Genomic DNA, 17,419 nt, shown 5'->3' with positions numbered 1-17,419 from the left:
AGCTTTTTGTCAGGAGATTAACAAATCTATATTTAGGTAAAAGTTGTGGATAATGCCTGAAAATTAAGAAAGTTTCTAGATCGTCCCTGACAGCTAGGGGAAAAAAACGAAAAATTCGCCACCATCCCCTCAGTAATCGATCACGAGCAGGGTATGCAGGGCGACACGGATTCCCATTATACTAGAAAGTATATAGCAATATTAGGGCATTTGTCAACCCTAATATACAGAAAATTTTCTGATAACTGATAGCCAATCAATTTAACTATTTACTGCTTGCTGAAGACGGGATAGATCCCAACCTTTTTGATTGAGAAGTAGCCAAGACTGCATTAAATCTGGACCGTGTAACTCCCCCATCAAAGCGGCCCGCAGCGACTTCATCACTAGACCTTTTTTAACCCGATGGGCTTTAGTTGTGGTCTCCACAATTCCCTTAGCAACTTCTCCGGTCAAATCGGGAGTAATAGCGGCGAGAATATCCTTGATAATATCCTTAACTCCCTCTAATTGTAATTGACTTAAAGCCTCCTGATTATAATTAGCCAGAGGGGTTAAAAGTAAACGACTTTCGGCGACAGCATCGCTTAAACGAGTTAAACTCGGACCGATGAGAGTAGCCAAACCGATCAACCAAGCTCGATCGGTTTCAGCATCAAAATTATACCCTGCTTCTTGCCAGTAAGGGAGAAGTAAAGGCACTAATTCCTCACCGGTTAAACGATGGAGATATTGACTATTAATCCAATCCAGTTTAGTCCAGTCAAATTTTGCCCCCGCTTTATTTACCCGTTCTAAACTAAACACTTCTGCGGCCGTTTCAAGGGTAAAAATTTCTTCAGTGGAATCGGGAGGAGTCCAACCGAGGAGAGTCATGTAATTAACCAAAGCTTGCGGCAGAAAACCCAGTTTTCGGAAATCATCGATCGAAGTGACTCCATCCCGTTTAGATAACTTGCGACCCTCCTGATTTAAGATCAAAGGACTGTGGGCAAACTCCGGCACTTTTGCCCCCAAAGCTTCGTATAAAAGAATTTGTTTAGCCGTATTAGCGATGTGATCTTCCCCACGAATAACATGGGTAATTTCCATATCGATATCATCAACAACTACCGCTAAATTATAAAGAGGCTGACCGAAGTTTTCCTCGGCATTTTCCGAGGTACGAGCGATCACCATATCGCCACCTAAATCACTACCTTTCCAGATGACTTTTTCCCGGATTAAATCCTGCCAAATAATTTCTCGATCATCGTCAATAATAAAACGAATTACTGCTTTTCTCCCCGCTTGCTCGAATTGCGCTTGTTGTTCGGGGGTGAGATAACGGTGACGATTATCGTAACGGGGGGCAAGATTGCGGGCTTTTTGTTCTTCCCGCATTTTTTCCAATTCTTCCGGGGTACAATAACAACGATAGGCTAAACCTCGATCGAGCAGGGTTTGAATAGCCTGACGATAATAATTAAGGCGTTGAGTTTGAAAAAAAGGACCTTCATCCCAATTCAGTCCTAACCATTGTAGGCCCGCTTGAATATTTTCCGTATATTCTGGTCGAGAACGTTCTAAATCTGTATCTTCCACGCGCAAGATAAATTTACCCTGGTGATGATGGGCAAAAAGCCAGTTAAACACGGCTGTGCGCGCTGTTCCAATGTGTAAATTTCCCGTGGGACTGGGGGCAATACGAACTCTAACTGTCACGATCTAACTCCTAGGTTTTTTGCGGCAACGATATCCCATATTATGGCAAATTCACCTAGGTCAACTGGCAAAATTAAGAAAATTAAATGAATAGCTACCAAAGGGTGAGGGAGGAACAAGAAACTCTCAATAAATGAAGTTTCCCTCTCCGGGGAGAGGGTTTGAGGATGAGATATTTAAATAACCGTGTTATTTCGGTAATTTAGGCAGCGATTAAAGATTTGCTCAAAGGTTGCCAACGGAAATATCTTTCCCCACCCAATTCGAGGACAAATTTTAACCGGGGTTCCTGTTGACTAAGATTAATTAAGTATTGTTTTTCTTCCGAGGATAAAACAAAACTTTCAATAATCCAAATCACTAAACCTTTAGATTTGGGGGGTAAATTTTCCAATTGATAGGTAGCAATGGGAGGAATAAAATAAACCGGTCCCACGGCTGCTTCCCGACCAATATTTTTTTTACCTAAATGGGGGGGACGGACTCCATGAATGCCAGTAAGATAGGCACTTAAATCGCCCAGACCTCTAGCGGTGATATGCAGGACATTGTAACCGGTGGCCCGTAAACGTCTTTGATAGCGTCCCTCGTAACCCCCTTCTAAGGGTGCGTAAACACCTAAAGCGCCGTATTGTTCCAGATCGCGAATAAATGGTTTTCCTGTGGTCAGTAGTGCCATAGCTAGTAAAAAAATCTTTTTCCCTATAATCGCACGTTTTGTTAAGTTGTGCGTCAGGTGAACAAAGAAAGACTTAAGATCAAAGATAGAGAGAGACAATCGCTACTCTCCCAAGGAGGCAATATGTTTCACGATCTCCTTTATCCCAACGGACTGCTTTATATCCTGATTAAACTAACTGTTTTAGCTTTAGCAGTCTTGCTCTGGTTTATGGTCGTTTCGGCCCCGGCTGTCTGAAAAAAACACTGCTCTTGTCTCAGGTTAGCCTTGTCTTCTACAATTAGCGTTCTATGCAATGGCTAAATTTTGTCGATGACTCCTGTTAAATTGCCGATCGATCCTTTTCTGAAACCCAACCTAACCACTAAGCTACTAGGGGTGGGGTTGGTATTGACAATTATTTTTATCCTGATTGCCCTGTTTTCGCCCCTTCTACAAGCGATCGGCCTGATTCAGGATCCAACCGACATTTTAAGCAATTATCCCCTACAAACCCCCAGTTCCGCCCATTGGTTCGGGACGAATGTGCGCGGTTACGATGTCTTTTCCCGCACCCTATTCGGGGCCCGGGCGGCCTTGTCCGTGGTATTTTTGGCCACAGGATTATCTTTAGTCATCGGGGTTCCTTTAGGGTTAATTAGCGGTTATTTGGGGGGTAAGATCGATCGCGTTCTCCTCTTTCTCATGGATACCCTCTACACCTTGCCGGGGTTATTATTATCGGTGGCTCTGGCCTTCGTTTTGGGTCGTGGTATCGTCAATGTAGCCATCGCTGTTAGCATTGCCTATATTCCTCAATATTTTCGCGTGGTCAGAAATCAAACCGCCAGCGTCAAAAATGAGTTATTTATCGAAGCGGCACGAGCGATCGGTGCCAGTCCTAGCCGGATACTATCAAAATATCTTTTCTTTAATGTCGTCCAAAGTGTCCCGGTTCTTTTTACCCTCAACGCAGCGGATGCGATCCTGGTTTTAGGCGGTTTAGGCTTTTTAGGCTTAGGATTACCAGAAGAAGTGCCGGAATGGGGTCATGATCTCAAGGAAGCTTTGGCGGATTTATCTACAGGTATCTGGTGGACCACTTTATTCCCCGGATTAGCGATGACCACGATGGTGGTGGGTTTATCCCTCTTGGGAGAGGGGTTAAGTGAAATTGTAAACCCCCTGAGTCGTAAACGCTAAAAGCGAGGGTCAGAGTTCGAGAGAAATCAACTCAGGACCCCACACCCTCAGCCTCTCTGTCCAGTAACAATGTAGGATACCCTTTGGGCGATATTGGTGGCGTGATCGGCCATGCGTTCCAGATGACGGATTAGTAAAGCCATCAGCAGGATTGGTTCCACCACACCCTTGATATCTCTTTGATGGGCGAGAGTGTGATAGAGATAATCATAGGCTCGATCGACCGTATTATCTAGTTCTTTGACCTTTGAACCCGCTTCTTGATCGAGGTCGGCCAGAGCAACCAGGCTCGTGGCTAACATATACTGAGCATGGTGGGACATAGCCTCGATCTCACTCATACAATCATGAGGAGTATAGGCGAATAACTTGAGTGCTATTTCGGCTAAATCCTTGGCATAATCGCCGATCCGTTCCAAATCGCGCACTAATTGCATAAAAGCACTTAAAAGCCGCAAATCTTGGGCTACGGGAGCCTGTAGAGTCATGAGAGTGGCACAATCTAACTCGATTTGACGATAGTAGCGATCGATTTCCTTATCGAGGGGGGCGATTTTTTTCGCCATTTCCAAATCCCTAGCAAAGAGGGATTGATGGCTAAGACGAAAGGATTCTTCGACCAAGGTTCCCATTCTCAGCACATCCTGCTCCAATCGCTGGAGAGAACGAGCGAAATAGGTGCGATCGGGATGATTGGTTTCTTTGGATAGGCTCACGGTCGGATTCGCTTAACATAAAACTACTCTTTCTCTACAGTCATAACAAGAAAATTTTAGATTTTGCACAGTTGTCTAGAGAACTTGACAGAATTTTTTCTCCCCTCTCCCCAATTCATAATTCATAATTCATAATTCATAATTCCCACCTAATTTTTTTGACGGGGGAGAGTGACTTGTAGGCGAGCGCCACCGGTGTTAGGATCATTTTGAGCGACGATCGAACCACCGTGGGCTTGAATAATCTCTTTGGCAATCGATAAACCTAAACCGGTACTATGATCCTTGCTGCCTTGTTTTTGACGGGTGCGGGAAGGATCACCACGAAAGAGGCGATCGAAAACGTAGGGCAGATCCGCTTCGTTAAATCCCTTCCCGTTGTCGATAACGTCAATTCTCAGCCATTTTTTCCCGATAGTATCGGATATTTCCCGAATTTCTAGGCGAATTTCCCCCCGATCGGGACTATACTTAATGGCATTATCAAAGAGATTCAGGAAAACTTGCAGCAGACGAGAATGATCCACTTCCAGCGTCCAATCCACCGGAGAGGAATAATCTAAGCTAATCTGTTTTTGGGCGGCTATTGGGGTGACAGTCTGCCAAGCAGCGCTGATTAATTCCTCTAGATTAATTATCTGGTATTGTAAAGATCGCCCCGCATCCGCTTGTAATTCACTGATTTCTAGCCAATCGCAGACTAATTGACTCAAACGCTCCACTTCTTTCCCCATTTGTTCTAACCAGCGTCTTTCGGGAGCTTGCAGGCGTTTTTGTAAAGCTTCGGTGAGGAGAGAAATGGAGGTTAAGGGAGTGCGTAACTCGTGGGTTAAGTCAGAGAAAGCTCGCTCGCGATTTTGCGATAATTCCACTAAAGGCTGTCTATTTTCGATAAATACAGCGATTTCACCTTCTGGCAAGGGATAACCGTAACCCTTCAAGGCAATCGATTTAGGAGCAATCACTTGGCGATCGCTAATGGGAGTGACAGGATAATTAGTCGGGTAAAAAGTCCAAGTTTGCACCTGTGGACTCTGTTTTTGGCGAGTTTCTTGAATTAATTGATCTAATTCGTAGGAACGCACTAATTCCAGCAGCAGACGTACCTGATCTGGCTGCCAGCGATCGAGTTTTAAGAGGGTAATTGCCTGTTGATTACACCAGAGCAGTTGATTATCGGCATCTATATGAAGATAGGCGATCGGCGCTATTTCTAGCAAGGATTTCTGAATTTCTAAACTCTTTTCTCGCTCTTGCAGACTTTGGGAGAGAAACTGTAATTCTCGACGCACTAGGGAGGTAACGGGAAAAGAGGCCGACAAATCCACCGAATCCGAGAGAGCGCTTAGGTTTCGCTTTAACTCTCTATTTAAGCGTGAGACTTGCCAATAACAAATACTCAAACCTAAAACTACTCCGAAAATAAAAGCGAAAATAGTCATTATCCCAGAAAGCGGCGATCGCTAAACTTGAAAATATAATCGCTCACCTAGCCAAAACGATAACCGAAACCGCGTACAGTAATCAGGTATTCCGGTTGACTGGGATCGATTTCTAGTTTTTCGCGTAACCAGCGAATGTGAACATCGACGGTTTTGGTGTCTCCTAAAAAATCTGGCCCCCAAATTTGTTCAATTAATTGCTCTCTTGACCAAACTCGGCGCGGATAACTCATAAATAGGTCGAGGAGACGGAATTCTTTAGGAGAAAGGTTAATTTCTTCATCTCGCACCGTCACCCGACATTCCTGGGTATAGAGAAGAACATCGCGGAATTTTCGCACGGGAGCGGCAGCTAGGGAAGTAAATCCTTGACGACGAATGAGAGCGCGACAACGAGCGACTAATTCGCGCATACTAAAAGGTTTAGTCAGATAATCATCGGCACCCACTTCTAAACCCAAAACTCGATCGGTTTCGCTGGCCTTAGCACTTAAAATTAAAATCGGGATAATATTGCCGTGATAGCGCAACAGACGGCAGATATCAAGACCGTTGATTTGGGGTAACATTAAATCCAAAACGACCAAATCAAAACGAGACTCACCGTGATTAGATTCTTGACTTTGCAGTAATTCTAGGGCAACGCGACCATCACTAACACCGAGCGCCTCGTAACCTTCTTCTTCCAAAGCCAAAATAATCATATCCCGAATCACTTCTTCGTCTTCAACGATTAAAATCCGATGATTGGGAACGAAATCCGTACTCGCCGACAAGGGGGGGGTGTCAAGGGTTAACATAAAAATACTTGATTATTCGTCCTAATTTTATCTCAATTTGTCAACCGGCACTCGTTTTGGGGGGTAGAGCCGAATGTTATTACAGTTATCTACCTGGTTAGAGGTGGAATCCTATCTAGAACAATCTCAGGGAATTATTATTCCCATTGGTTCCACGGAACAACACGGGCCGACGGGACTAATTGGTACAGATGCTCTATGTGCTGAGGCGATCGCTAAAGGAGTGGGGAAACAGGTACGAGCAATGGTAGCACCCACCTTAAATGTCGGTATGGCCCTACATCACACGGCTTTTCCCGGTACGATTAGCCTTCGTCCTAGCACTTTGATTCAAGTCATCCTCGACTATGTGACTTGTTTAGCTAGAGCGGGTTTTCGTCAATTTTTCTTTATTAATGGTCACGGGGGCAATATTGCCACCCTAAAAGCCGCTTTTTCGGAAACCTATTATCATTTGGATTCCCTCAATTTGCCTAACACAAACGAGGTTAAATGTCAAGTGGCCAATTGGTTTATGGTGCGAGAAGTTTATCTTTTAGCCAAAGAATTGTATGGAGATCAGGAGGGTTCCCACGCTACACCGAGCGAAGTGGCGTTAACTCAGTATCTTTACCCTGAGAGCCTTAAAAACGCCTTTTTATCGGAAAAAGTGGCTTCTGGTCATGGTATTTACGGTGCGGCTAATTTTCGCCAAAACTACCCCGATGGTCGTATTGGGTCCAATCCTGCTTTAGCGACTCCCGAACACGGTCAGAGGTTCTATGAATTAGCTGTGAAAGAATTGAGTAATACTTATCTGGAATGGCTCTCTTGTCCTTTGTCCGAGTGATAGTGACTAGGCCTCCGAGACCCGGAATAATTTAACTGTAGCCCTAAGTAACTGGTTTCAATTAAATTGAAGATAGATTTTGTCTTTGATCCCCCCTTAATCCCCCCTTAATAAGGGGGGTGCCGATCCCCCCTTAATCCCCCCTTAATAAGGGGGGTATCTGACAGTTTTTAACACCCACCTGCTTAGAAAGAAAACTTAAATATGCAAGGAGAAAATTGATGATTGCCCTCACTGACAATAACTCCAATCAACCACTGGCTAGTTTGCGGGAAATACAAGAACTTGCCATCGCAATTACAGCCAAAAGCCTCAATCCCGCCATGCTAACGGTTGATTTCCTCAAATATTCGGGAATAGTTCCCCCCGACTGGGAATTGAATGGCCAGCCGGTACTCAATCCTAATTACGCTCAAGTTAATTTTCAAAATGGTATCAGCATCGTCGCCCAACCCCGGAAAATTACCTTTGTGGAGATAATTAACTCTCCCGATCGCCTGAAACTGAAACTGCCAGAAATTGTTGGTTTATATCTAGATAAACTCCCTTTAGCCGAATATCAAGCCCTGAGTATCGCCCCGAAAAGCATTGTTCCTCTCCCTAGTAGTCCCGATGCCGCTCAAAAATACATCACCGAAACTCTTCTGGCCCCCGGTCCCTGGCACAATTTCGGTACAGCCCCCCTACAAGCCGGCATCAATCTACTTTATCAGTTAGAAACCTCTCAGCTATCCGTGGCGATTAACGAGGCAAAATTGCAATTACCCGATGGCCAAACCTTAGCGGCGCTATTATTTGCCGGTAACTTTAACTATAATCTGGCCGAGGGCAGCGATCGATTAAATCTGCTCAAACAATATCTGGGACAATGGCAAAAAGATCTAGAGATGTTCCGAGAATTAGTCACCCAGCGTTTTCTGGAAAGACAAGTCCCAGTTTTCCCCTCTAATATCAATCTGCCCCTAGGACCCCAAGCTGGACTGTAATCAGTCATCAGTCATCAGTCATCAGTCAATACTTACAGCCTTTCTCGTAAAGGTGAAGCACAGAGTAATCCTTGCTAATCAAGTGTTTTAGACGCAAGAACGAACCTCATCTATCTGAGAAACGCTGTATACTAAATTCTGTTATTAAAAACTGATTATTTATTCCCCCTTTTGCCTCTTGCCTATTGCCTATTGCCTTTTTTAACTAGCCATCTCTGCCGCTAGTTTAGAAAATTGGTATTACCAATAACCTAAAACACATCCACCCCCGCAAAGCCTTGTATTTTCGCATTAGCGGCTTCCCCACAGCTGCGCGGGGTGGGGAATAATTTCCCCGGGTTAGCCAAACCCTTGGGATTAAAGCAATCCCGCACATAGCCCATAGTTTCTAAGTCAATCTCGTTGAACATGGCGGGCATATAACAATTTTTATCGATGCCGATACCGTGTTCCCCCGATAAACTGCCCCCAACCCGCACACAAAGCTTGAGAATTTCACCGCCTAATTCCTCCACTTCTTCCCAGGCCCCCTCTACCCTGTTATCGTAGAGAATCAACGGGTGTAAATTGCCATCCCCGGCGTGGAAAATATTGGCGATTTTATAACCGTATTTTTCACTTAAAGCCTTAATTTCCTGAAGAACATACACCAATTGAGTGCGGGGAATCACCCCATCTTGCACAAAATAATTAGGGCTAATTTTCCCCGCCGCCGCAAAAGCCGCTTTTCTGCCCTTCCAGAGTTTAAAGCGGGTTTCGGCATCATTAGCCGTGGTGATATTTCTCGCCCCATTTTGACGGCAAATCTCGGCAACCCGATGTTTATTCCTGGCTACTTCTACCCCTAAACCATCCAATTCCACTAATAAAACTGACTCGGCATCCCGGGGATAACAACCGGTAGCTACCACGTCTTCCACGGCGTTGATACTGAGATTATCCATAATCTCCATCCCCGCCGGAATCACTCCCGATTTAATAATATCCGCCACCGCTTGGCCCGCCGCCTCGATACTGGTAAAATCAGCCAGTAAAACACAGATAGATTCCGGAGTTTTCAGGATTCTTAAGGTGATTTCCGTGGCAATGCCTAAAGTTCCCTCGGAACCCACAAATAAACCGGTTAAATCGTAGCCCGGTTGTTCCGGTACCGCACCCCCCACATCGATAATTGAACCATCGGGAAGGACGATTTTTAAGCCCATAACGTGATTGGTAGTGACACCGTATTTTAAACAGTGAACCCCGCCGGAATTTTCCGCCACATTACCACCGATCGAGCAGATAATTTGACTAGAGGGATCCGGTGCATAATAAAATCCCGCCCCGCTTACCGCTTGCGTCACCCAATTATTAATCACCCCGGGCTGTACCACCACCCTTTGATTATCTAAATCAACCCTGAGAATCTGATTCATTCGCGCCGTGACGATGAGAATCCCCTCTTCTAAGGGTAACGCCCCCCCCGATAGGCCCGTTCCTGCACCCCTCGCTACCCAGGCAATCTCGTTATCGTGACAGAGTTTCACCACCGCCGCAATTTCTGCGGTGCTGCGGGGCAGTACCACAAGAGCAGGTCTTTGTCTGTATCCTGTGATACCATCGCACTCGTAGGTTAATAATTCATCTTTGCGACGGATGACACCATCTTTACCGAGGATCGCTTCTAGCTGTTTGATCAGATTGGGGGAGATTTTCGGGGGATTTTTGAGTAACATAGGTTTCAGGGCGGCGGAGTCGCCATAAAATCGCTCTATAGGTTAAAATTTCGCAAAAAAGCCAGAAATGAAGCTTTAAAAACTGCTCTCTCCTATTTTAGCACTATAACCCCTTCCTCTGTAGAAATCGGGTGCATCTCGCACTTGCAGCAATACCGACAATCAGCAATTATCAGTGACTTTTAAATTATTACAGATATATCAGCAGCTGTCTGTAAGCATCTCACCGAAAAACTAATGCGCGGGGGGTTTGGGGGCGGCGCCACGCCCCCAACGGGGGGTTTGGGGGGTAGAACCCCCCAAAAGCTTGGATTGAGTGATAAAATCGAAAGTAACGCCCGATTTTAGTAGAGAGTTTCCCCTTAAAAATCCCAACTTAGTAGATTTACAAAAATGATATGCACCCGCAGAAACCTGCAAGGGTCTGGATTATAGAGAAAATTGCCGATAAATTTGCCAGTGCTTACCGTTATGAATTAGGAGGGTAATTTGATCGATTATCACCTCAAAAAATAGCTCTTGATTAGCATATTTTGACCAAGCTTTCCAGAAATTATCTTTAGTTAAATCTCGGAAGCCAACGGTTAAATGCGGCGCAAAAGCCCGGCTTTTTGAGGTATTATCGCTGATATTCAAGGAAGATTCTAGCTGCTGTAAAAGCCGTTTTTGCAGGGTTAATAATTCTGGGGTTTTCTGGACATTAATATAAATGACTCGCGGTTTAAAGGCGGCAAAATTCTCGAGAATTAGGGGAATAGGAGAGTGCAAGCGGGCAAATTCCTCTAAACATCTTTCTAAATCTGGTAATTCTCCTAAATTCCACCGGAAAGGGGGTTGGAGAGTGACGTGGGGAGGCGATTTCAGGGCGGCGCGACTATTGTAAATTTCTGCAAACTCTAACTTGATTTTTGTGGCAATTTCCTGTACTTCCGGCGGCGGCAAAAGCGCAATAAAAAATAGAGATCCCTGGGGTTGATTCATGGAAACAAGCAAAGCTACAGAAATGAAGCTGTCACCTCGATTCTAGCAGTCTTTCACAACTCTAGCTAATTGTATATCTCTGTTACATTGCACCATCGACAGCCAAGATTAATCGGTATAATTATATGGTTGTTAATCCGTCCTAGCCTACTGAGAATTTATGACCTGGTTTGTCAAGATAGAAAAAGGCATTGTTGATAAAGCTACCTTCGATCGCTATGTCAGCGCCCATAAGGACTATGTGCGTGATTTAATTAGCCAAGGACGAGCAGCAAAAACCGGTTATTGGGCAGAAAGGGGCGGCGGAATGTTATTATTTAAGGCCGATTCTCTTGAGGAAGCCCAAGCAATTATAGTTCGCGACCCTTTAATCGAGAATGGTTGTGTGGAATACGAACTTCATGAATGGCGAATTGTCGTAGAATAATCTAGCTTTTCAGGGAACAGTAATCAGTAATCAGTAATCAGTGAAAAGACAGCAATGTTAAGCTGTTGACTATCTAAATATTACTCGTTAATACTGCCTGGGAGTGGGGAGCTTTTCAGGGAACAGTGAAAAGTAATCAGTAATCAGTGAAAAGACAGCAATGTTAAGCTGTTGATTATCTAAATATTACTTGTTAATACTGCCTGGGAGTGGGGAGATGGGAGTGGGGAGTGGGGAGTCGGGAGACCACTTCGTGCGCGACGTTCGGCGATGCTCAGTCGAGCCGTTGCGGGGGGAGAGGGAAGATGGGGAGCTTTTTGCTGTGAACTGAAAACTCACATCTGATCAGTGATCAGTGATCACTGATCACTGATCAGCTATACTGGGGGAATTGTGCTAAAAGCACGGTTGATGCTGCCGAGCGTTAAATTAAATTGTCTCTAGTGAAATTGAGGAATTAACTTTGTCTAAACAAGATCTGATCGAAATGGAAGGAACCGTCACCGAATCCTTGCCTAACGCCATGTTTAGGGTGGATTTAGATAACGGTTTCAACGTCTTAGCCCATATATCCGGCAAAATCCGCCGTAATTATATCAAAATCCTCCCCGGCGATCGAGTCAAAGTGGAACTGACCCCCTACGACCTAACCAAAGGCAGAATTACCTATCGCTTGAAAAATCAGAAAAAATAGGGACAAATGGGGGCAAAGAAGCCAAAAAGTCTAATCAGCGGCCAAATTTATTTAAAAAAAATAGGTGACACGGGTAAAAGAAATCTGATATAATAATAAGCTTGCAGTGTTGCCAGAATAGTTAGGCATGAAAGTTAGAGCGTCTGTCAAAAAAATGTGCGAAAAGTGCCGCGTCATCCGTCGGCGCGGTCGAGTCATGGTAATTTGTTCTAACCCCAAACACAAGCAGAGACAAGGTTAATCCACCAAAGTCACTGTCTTGGGGCAGAGAATCGTTACCGTTAATTGTAGTCGTTTTTGGAAAAAAAATCGTTCATAGGGAGAAAGAAAAAGCGTGGCAAGGATAGCTGGTGTAGACCTACCTCGCGATAAGCGTGTGGAAATCGCCCTGACCTACCTCTACGGAGTGGGTCTATCGCGTTCCCAAGAAGTCTTATCTGCGACGGGTGTTAACCCTGACACTCGGGTCAAGGATCTCAGCGATGAAGACGTGGCGGCGCTACGGACTTATATCGAAACAAATTATCAAATCGAGGGGGATTTGAGACGCTGGGAGGCGATGAACATCAAACGCCTCGCCGATATCGGCACCTATCGAGGTCGTCGGCATCGGCTAGGATTACCCGTGCGCGGGCAACGGACGCGAACCAATGCGCGGACCCGTCGCGGTCGTCGGGTGACAGTGGCAGGGAAGAAAAAAGCCCCCTCCAAGAAATAATTTTTTATTCATTGCGATATCCCCCAATCAAGAAAAACTATGGCGCGACCAACCAAAAAAACCGGACCAAAAAAACAGAAGAAAAATATTCCTACCGGAGTCGCTCACATTCAATCGACCTTCAACAATACCATTGTCACGATCGCCGATACCAAAGGCGATGTGATCTCTTGGGCATCGGCGGGATCGAGTGGTTTTAAAGGAGCCAAAAAAGGAACCCCCTTCGCCGCCCAAACCGCCGCCGATAACGCCGCCCGCCGAGCAATCGAACAGGGAATGCGTCAACTAGAGGTGATGGTGAGCGGCCCCGGGGCAGGACGGGAAACCGCCATCCGGGCCCTGCAAGGAGCAGGATTAGAAATCACCCTGATCCGGGACGTGACCCCCATCCCCCACAATGGTTGTCGTCCTCCCAAACGCCGGAGAGTGTAAACAGTGAACAGCTTTTTCAGGGGACAGGGATCTTGAGGCTGGCAGCCGTTAGCTTTGAGCGCATCAGCAGCAGAATCGGGTCGTCAAAGACCATCTGCTCAAAAAACTGAACGCCGAACGCTAAACGCTGAAAGCCAAAGAAAACTGATAACTGATAACTGATAACTGAAAACTGAACAAGGGAGGTCAATCGGTGGCGCAATTTCAAATCGAGTGTGTAGAAGCAAAAACTTACAAGAATCAGAGTCAGTACAGTAAGTTTGTACTAGAGCCTCTAGAAAGAGGCCAGGGTACAACCGTAGGCAATGCCCTGAGACGGATTCTCATTTCCAATCTGGAAGGGGCGGCCGTGACGGCCCTGCGGATCGCAGGAGTCAATCACGAATTTGCCACCGTCGAGGGAGTACGCGAGGACGTGATGGAACTCATGCTCAACATGAAAGAAATCATCCTGAAAAGCTACACCAATCAAACCCAGATCGGGCGTTTAGTGGCAACTGGACCGGCGACGGTAGTGGCGGCACAATTCGATTTACCCTCAGAAATCGAGATAGTTGATCGCAATCAGTACGTCGCCACCCTAGCCGAAGGAGCCAAGCTAGAGATGGAATTTCGCGTGGAAAAAGGCAAAGGCTATCGGGCGATCAATCGCAGTAAAGAAGAAGCCACTTCGCTAGACTTTCTGCAAATCGACTCGATTTTTATGCCCGTAACCAAAGTCAACTATAGCGTCGAAGATATCCGTTCCGAAAGCGGTCAAGCTAAGGATCGTCTGCTCTTAGAAATTTGGACAAACGGGAGCATTAACCCCAAAGAAGCCCTTTCCCAAGCGGCCGATATGCTAGTTAATCTCTTTAACCCGCTCAAGGATCTCAACGCCCTCGAATCCTCCGGTAACTTTGACGACCAAGAGATCAACCAAGAAAACCAAATTCCGATCGAGGAACTACAATTATCCGTGCGCGCCTACAATTGCCTGAAGCGAGCGCAGATCAACACCGTAGCCGACCTCCTCGATTACAGCCAAGAAGATCTCTTAGAAATCAAAAACTTTGGGCAGAAATCGGCGGAAGAAGTCATTGAAGCCCTACAAAAACGGTTAGGAATCACCCTACCCCAAGAAAAAAGCAAGTAAACCCAATTCCAGGAAAATACCATGAGACATCGGTGTAAAGTGCCTCAATTGGGTCTGCCGGCTGACCAAAGAAAGGCACTGCTGCGCAGCTTGGCCACCCAGCTAATTCGCCACGGTCAGATCACCACCACCCTAGCGAAAGCGAAAGCGGTGCGAGCAGAGGTAGACCACATTATCACCCTAGCTAAAGACGGTTCCCTGAGCGCCCGTCGCCAAGCTATGGGCTACATCTACGATAAACAACTGGTTCACGCCCTTTTTGAAGGCGCCCAGGCCCGTTATGGCAACCGGAACGGCGGTTATACCAGGGTCGTGCGTACCCTGCGCCGTCGCGGGGATAATGCCCCCATGGCGATTATCGAACTGATGTAAAGATGACAGCTTGCCACCAGTCGCGGATCGCCCTAGTTATCCAGTATGTGGGAACTAATTTCCACGGCTGGCAACGGCAACCCGATCACAGGAGCGTGCAGGAGGAAATCGAGAAGGCTCTGGCCGATATTCTCGGTCATGACGTCACTCTGCACGGGGCCGGACGTACCGATAGCGGTGTTCACGCCGCCGCCCAAGTTGCCCATTTCGAGCAGCAGAGTCCGATCCCACCTTCCCATTGGGCCAAGGTTCTCAATGCTCGGCTAGATGACGATATCGTCATCCGGGCCTCGCGCCGGGTTCCCGATCGCTGGCACGCCCGTTTCTCGGCCCTCTGGCGACGTTATCGTTACACCCTCTATACCGACCCCATCCCCAATCTATTTGTTAGCCCCTTTAGTTGGCACTACTACCATCGTCCCCTCGATGCCGATTTGATGGCCAGGGCCTTAAAGCCCCTATTGGGTAAGCACCATCTGGCCGCCTTTCACCGTGCTAACTCTAGTCGTGACCATTCCTGGGTAGAAGTACAAGGGGTGGAATGCTACCGTCAAGGGCCATTTGTACAGATGGAAATTCAAGCCAATGGCTTTTTGTACGGGATGGTGCGCCTATTGGTGGGAATGTTGGTGGAGGTGGGAACTGGTGAGCGATCGCTAGAAAACTTTACCGACATCTGGGTCAATCAGCGCCGAGAATTGGTCAAATACGCCGCACCAGCTAAAGGACTATGTTTACTGCGGGTGGGTTACGCCGATTTTCCCTTTGCCGATAGCGTCTGGTTCGAGACTCAGCCTCTTTATTATTTCCGAGCAGAGGGGATAGGGGAATAGGGTAATGGGGGAATAGGGGAATTTCAACTAAAACCCGAAAACCCGAAAACCCGAAAACCCTAACCCCCCAACACCCAGGTCGGCAATAAAAAAAATTATTTTTGTAAACCAAGGCAAACTCACCATGAACAAAACACCTCTACCAAATTTAGAGACTCTAGAGCAGAAATGGTACGTCATTGATGCGGCCGATCAGCGTCTAGGTCGTCTGGCCACCGAAATCGCTATGATTCTACGGGGCAAAAATAAAGCCACTTTCACCCCCCATCTGGATACGGGGGATTTTGTCATTGTTATTAACGCCGAAAAAGTGACGGTGACGGGCAAAAAACGCCAACAGAAAGTTTATCGCCGCGACTCCGGCAGACCGGGTGGTATGAAGGTAGAAAGCTTCGATAAACTGCAAAAACGCATTCCCGAACGGATTATCGAACACGCTGTTAAGGGAATGCTCCCGAAAAATAGCTTAGGTCGGAAATTGTTCACGAAACTGAAAGTTTATGCCGGTGCGGAACATCCCCATCAGGCACAACAACCGGAAGTTTTAGCGATTAATACGATTCCCGCAGGAGGAAATTAAGTCAATGCAAGCCACGGACAGTAAAAATAAGGTAGTTTATTGGGGAACGGGACGACGCAAATCGGCGGTCGCTGCCGTGCGTCTCGTGCCGGGGACGGGGGCAATTACCGTTAACGGTCGCGATGGAGAAACCCATTTTAACCGCATTCCCACCTATATCCAGACGATCAAGGCTCCTCTGGAGACTTTGGGACTGGAAAACGAGTATGATATCATCGTTAAGGCCGAGGGCGGTGGTTTGACCGGCCAAGCGGACGCGGTGAAATTGGGTGTCGCTAGAGCTTTATGTCAATTAGCGCCGGAAAATCGTCCTCCCCTCAAGAGTGAAGGTTATCTGACTCGGGATCCCCGGGCGAAGGAACGGAAAAAATACGGTCTTCACAAAGCGCGCAAAGCGCCTCAATACTCGAAACGTTAGGTTAATAGAGAGGTTTATTATGCCGAAAAAAATTCATCCTACTTGGTATCCGGAAGCCAAGGTGATCTGTAATGGTGAACTGGTGATGACGGTGGGTTCGACAAAACCAGAAATTCATGTGGAGGTTTGGTCGGGTAATCATCCTTTTTATACGGGAACCCAGAAGATGATCGATACGGAGGGCCGGGTCGATCGCTTCTTGCGTAAGTACAAAATGGGCGATAAGTCAAGCAAAAAGGCCGATCAGAAATAATTCTTTACTTTTGCCTTTTTGACCCGGTGGGGAGATTTTCCCGCCGGGTTTTTTGCTATTTTTAGGCTGGTAGGGTCATTATTTCTGCACTGATAAGCTGCCCGCGCATTTAAATTGCTGGTTGAGACGAGGCAAGAGGCACTCTTGCAAGAGGCAACAGTAAAGGGATTGGGGGAGATTCGGCTAATCTTAAGAATAAGCGCTTTAAATGCGTCTTAGCTTACTAAATCTGGTTATTAAAAACTGATTATTTATTCCCCCTTTTGCATCAGTGCCTGTCTTCATACTGCTTTTCTCATAAAGATGAAGTATAATCTGATGCGGTATTGGCGATCAAATCCCGTTCCCTACACCCTATTTTTAGACTCGCTCCCAGATTTATAGCAAAGAGCGGGATAGTTAGGACATAATAGAGAAAAAGAAATGAGGAGAAGCTTTCATGGCAGCACCCTATAGTGATGATTTAAGACAGAAAGCAGTGAGTGCCGTAGAGCGAGGGGAGAAAAAAAGCCATGTCTGT

General features: G+C 46.3%; 21 protein-coding genes. 14 read left to right on the top strand and 7 right to left on the bottom strand.

Going from position 1 to position 17,419, the window contains the following annotated elements:
- Positions 1-261 precede the first annotated feature (261 nt).
- Both gltX and O9334_RS09250 read right to left on the bottom strand, forming a co-directional pair.
- Positions 262-1,704, bottom strand: coding sequence for a glutamate--tRNA ligase (gene gltX / locus O9334_RS09255; RefSeq protein ID WP_287999961.1), 1,443 nt, complete (start codon positions 1,702-1,704; stop codon positions 262-264).
- A 202-nt stretch (positions 1,705-1,906) separates the two neighbouring features.
- Positions 1,907-2,383: an NAD(P)H-quinone oxidoreductase subunit N gene (locus O9334_RS09250; RefSeq protein ID WP_002747620.1), complete on the bottom strand. Its 477-nt coding sequence runs from the start codon at positions 2,381-2,383 to the stop codon at positions 1,907-1,909.
- A gap of 312 nt (positions 2,384-2,695) precedes the next feature.
- On the opposite strand from O9334_RS09250, the gene O9334_RS09245 reads away from it, so the two are divergent.
- Complete coding sequence (locus tag O9334_RS09245; RefSeq protein ID WP_190380613.1) at positions 2,696-3,565, top strand: ABC transporter permease; 870 nt, start codon at positions 2,696-2,698, stop codon at positions 3,563-3,565.
- 47 nt (positions 3,566-3,612) lie between these two features.
- On the opposite strand, the gene phoU is transcribed toward O9334_RS09245, so the two are convergent.
- From phoU to O9334_RS09230, 3 genes are all read right to left on the bottom strand, one after another.
- Entirely contained in the window at positions 3,613-4,281 is a 669-nt protein-coding gene (gene phoU, locus O9334_RS09240; RefSeq protein ID WP_045358492.1) for a phosphate signaling complex protein PhoU, read from the bottom strand.
- Between the two features lie 149 nt (positions 4,282-4,430).
- Positions 4,431-5,723: a sensor histidine kinase gene (locus O9334_RS09235; RefSeq protein WP_190380614.1), complete on the bottom strand. Its 1,293-nt coding sequence runs from the start codon at positions 5,721-5,723 to the stop codon at positions 4,431-4,433.
- A 47-nt stretch (positions 5,724-5,770) separates the two neighbouring features.
- Positions 5,771-6,523, bottom strand: a complete 753-nt coding sequence (locus O9334_RS09230; RefSeq protein WP_190380615.1) for a response regulator transcription factor — start codon at positions 6,521-6,523, stop codon at positions 5,771-5,773.
- A 73-nt stretch (positions 6,524-6,596) separates the two neighbouring features.
- Between O9334_RS09230 and O9334_RS09225 the strand changes: the two genes are divergently transcribed.
- Together O9334_RS09225 and O9334_RS09220 are read left to right on the top strand one after the other, a co-directional pair.
- Positions 6,597-7,352 (top strand): creatininase family protein, encoded by a 756-nt coding sequence (locus tag O9334_RS09225; RefSeq protein ID WP_045358495.1) that lies wholly within the window; start codon positions 6,597-6,599, stop codon positions 7,350-7,352.
- Between the two features lie 221 nt (positions 7,353-7,573).
- On the top strand, positions 7,574-8,338 hold the full coding sequence (locus O9334_RS09220; RefSeq protein ID WP_287999959.1) for a hypothetical protein: 765 nt from the start codon (positions 7,574-7,576) through the stop codon (positions 8,336-8,338).
- Between the two features lie 251 nt (positions 8,339-8,589).
- Here O9334_RS09220 and glcD read toward each other — a convergent pair whose 3' ends face one another.
- On the bottom strand, positions 8,590-10,056 hold the full coding sequence (gene glcD / locus O9334_RS09215) for a glycolate oxidase subunit GlcD (protein WP_287999957.1): 1,467 nt from the start codon (positions 10,054-10,056) through the stop codon (positions 8,590-8,592).
- 429 nt (positions 10,057-10,485) lie between these two features.
- Positions 10,486-11,037 (bottom strand): 2'-5' RNA ligase family protein, encoded by a 552-nt coding sequence (locus O9334_RS09210; RefSeq protein ID WP_045358498.1) that lies wholly within the window; start codon positions 11,035-11,037, stop codon positions 10,486-10,488.
- 160 nt (positions 11,038-11,197) lie between these two features.
- Between O9334_RS09210 and O9334_RS09205 the strand changes: the two genes are divergently transcribed.
- From O9334_RS09205 to rpmE, 11 genes are all read left to right on the top strand, one after another.
- Positions 11,198-11,464, top strand: coding sequence for a YciI family protein (locus O9334_RS09205; RefSeq protein WP_045358499.1), 267 nt, complete (start codon positions 11,198-11,200; stop codon positions 11,462-11,464).
- 463 nt (positions 11,465-11,927) lie between these two features.
- A complete protein-coding gene (gene infA / locus O9334_RS09200) occupies positions 11,928-12,158 on the top strand; it encodes a translation initiation factor IF-1 (RefSeq protein WP_002737109.1) in 231 nt (76 codons plus the stop codon).
- Between the two features lie 127 nt (positions 12,159-12,285).
- Positions 12,286-12,399 (top strand): 50S ribosomal protein L36, encoded by a 114-nt coding sequence (gene rpmJ, locus O9334_RS09195; RefSeq protein WP_012593611.1) that lies wholly within the window; start codon positions 12,286-12,288, stop codon positions 12,397-12,399.
- Positions 12,400-12,492: 93 nt separating this feature from the next.
- Positions 12,493-12,876 carry a 30S ribosomal protein S13 gene (rpsM, locus tag O9334_RS09190; protein ID WP_002735415.1) on the top strand — a complete coding sequence of 128 codons (384 nt, stop codon included), beginning with the start codon at positions 12,493-12,495 and terminating at the stop codon, positions 12,874-12,876.
- A 39-nt stretch (positions 12,877-12,915) separates the two neighbouring features.
- Positions 12,916-13,308, top strand: a complete 393-nt coding sequence (gene rpsK / locus O9334_RS09185) for a 30S ribosomal protein S11 (protein ID WP_002735413.1) — start codon at positions 12,916-12,918, stop codon at positions 13,306-13,308.
- A 193-nt stretch (positions 13,309-13,501) separates the two neighbouring features.
- Complete coding sequence (locus tag O9334_RS09180; RefSeq protein WP_045358500.1) at positions 13,502-14,443, top strand: DNA-directed RNA polymerase subunit alpha; 942 nt, start codon at positions 13,502-13,504, stop codon at positions 14,441-14,443.
- Positions 14,444-14,464: 21 nt separating this feature from the next.
- Positions 14,465-14,815, top strand: a complete 351-nt coding sequence (gene rplQ, locus O9334_RS09175; protein ID WP_002766099.1) for a 50S ribosomal protein L17 — start codon at positions 14,465-14,467, stop codon at positions 14,813-14,815.
- Between the two features lie 2 nt (positions 14,816-14,817).
- Positions 14,818-15,648, top strand: coding sequence for a tRNA pseudouridine(38-40) synthase TruA (truA, locus tag O9334_RS09170; RefSeq protein WP_287999952.1), 831 nt, complete (start codon positions 14,818-14,820; stop codon positions 15,646-15,648).
- Between the two features lie 124 nt (positions 15,649-15,772).
- Positions 15,773-16,228, top strand: a complete 456-nt coding sequence (gene rplM, locus O9334_RS09165) for a 50S ribosomal protein L13 (protein WP_002735375.1) — start codon at positions 15,773-15,775, stop codon at positions 16,226-16,228.
- Between the two features lie 4 nt (positions 16,229-16,232).
- Positions 16,233-16,646: a 30S ribosomal protein S9 gene (gene rpsI, locus O9334_RS09160; protein ID WP_002760057.1), complete on the top strand. Its 414-nt coding sequence runs from the start codon at positions 16,233-16,235 to the stop codon at positions 16,644-16,646.
- Between the two features lie 19 nt (positions 16,647-16,665).
- Entirely contained in the window at positions 16,666-16,899 is a 234-nt protein-coding gene (gene rpmE / locus O9334_RS09155) for a 50S ribosomal protein L31 (RefSeq protein WP_002760058.1), read from the top strand.
- Positions 16,900-17,419 lie beyond the last annotated feature (520 nt).

The organism is Microcystis sp. LE19-8.1F (assembly GCF_027531715.1).
Classification (GTDB): Bacteria; Cyanobacteriota; Cyanobacteriia; order Cyanobacteriales; family Microcystaceae; genus Microcystis; species Microcystis wesenbergii_A.
This window is presented reverse-complemented; position numbering and strand designations above follow the sequence as displayed.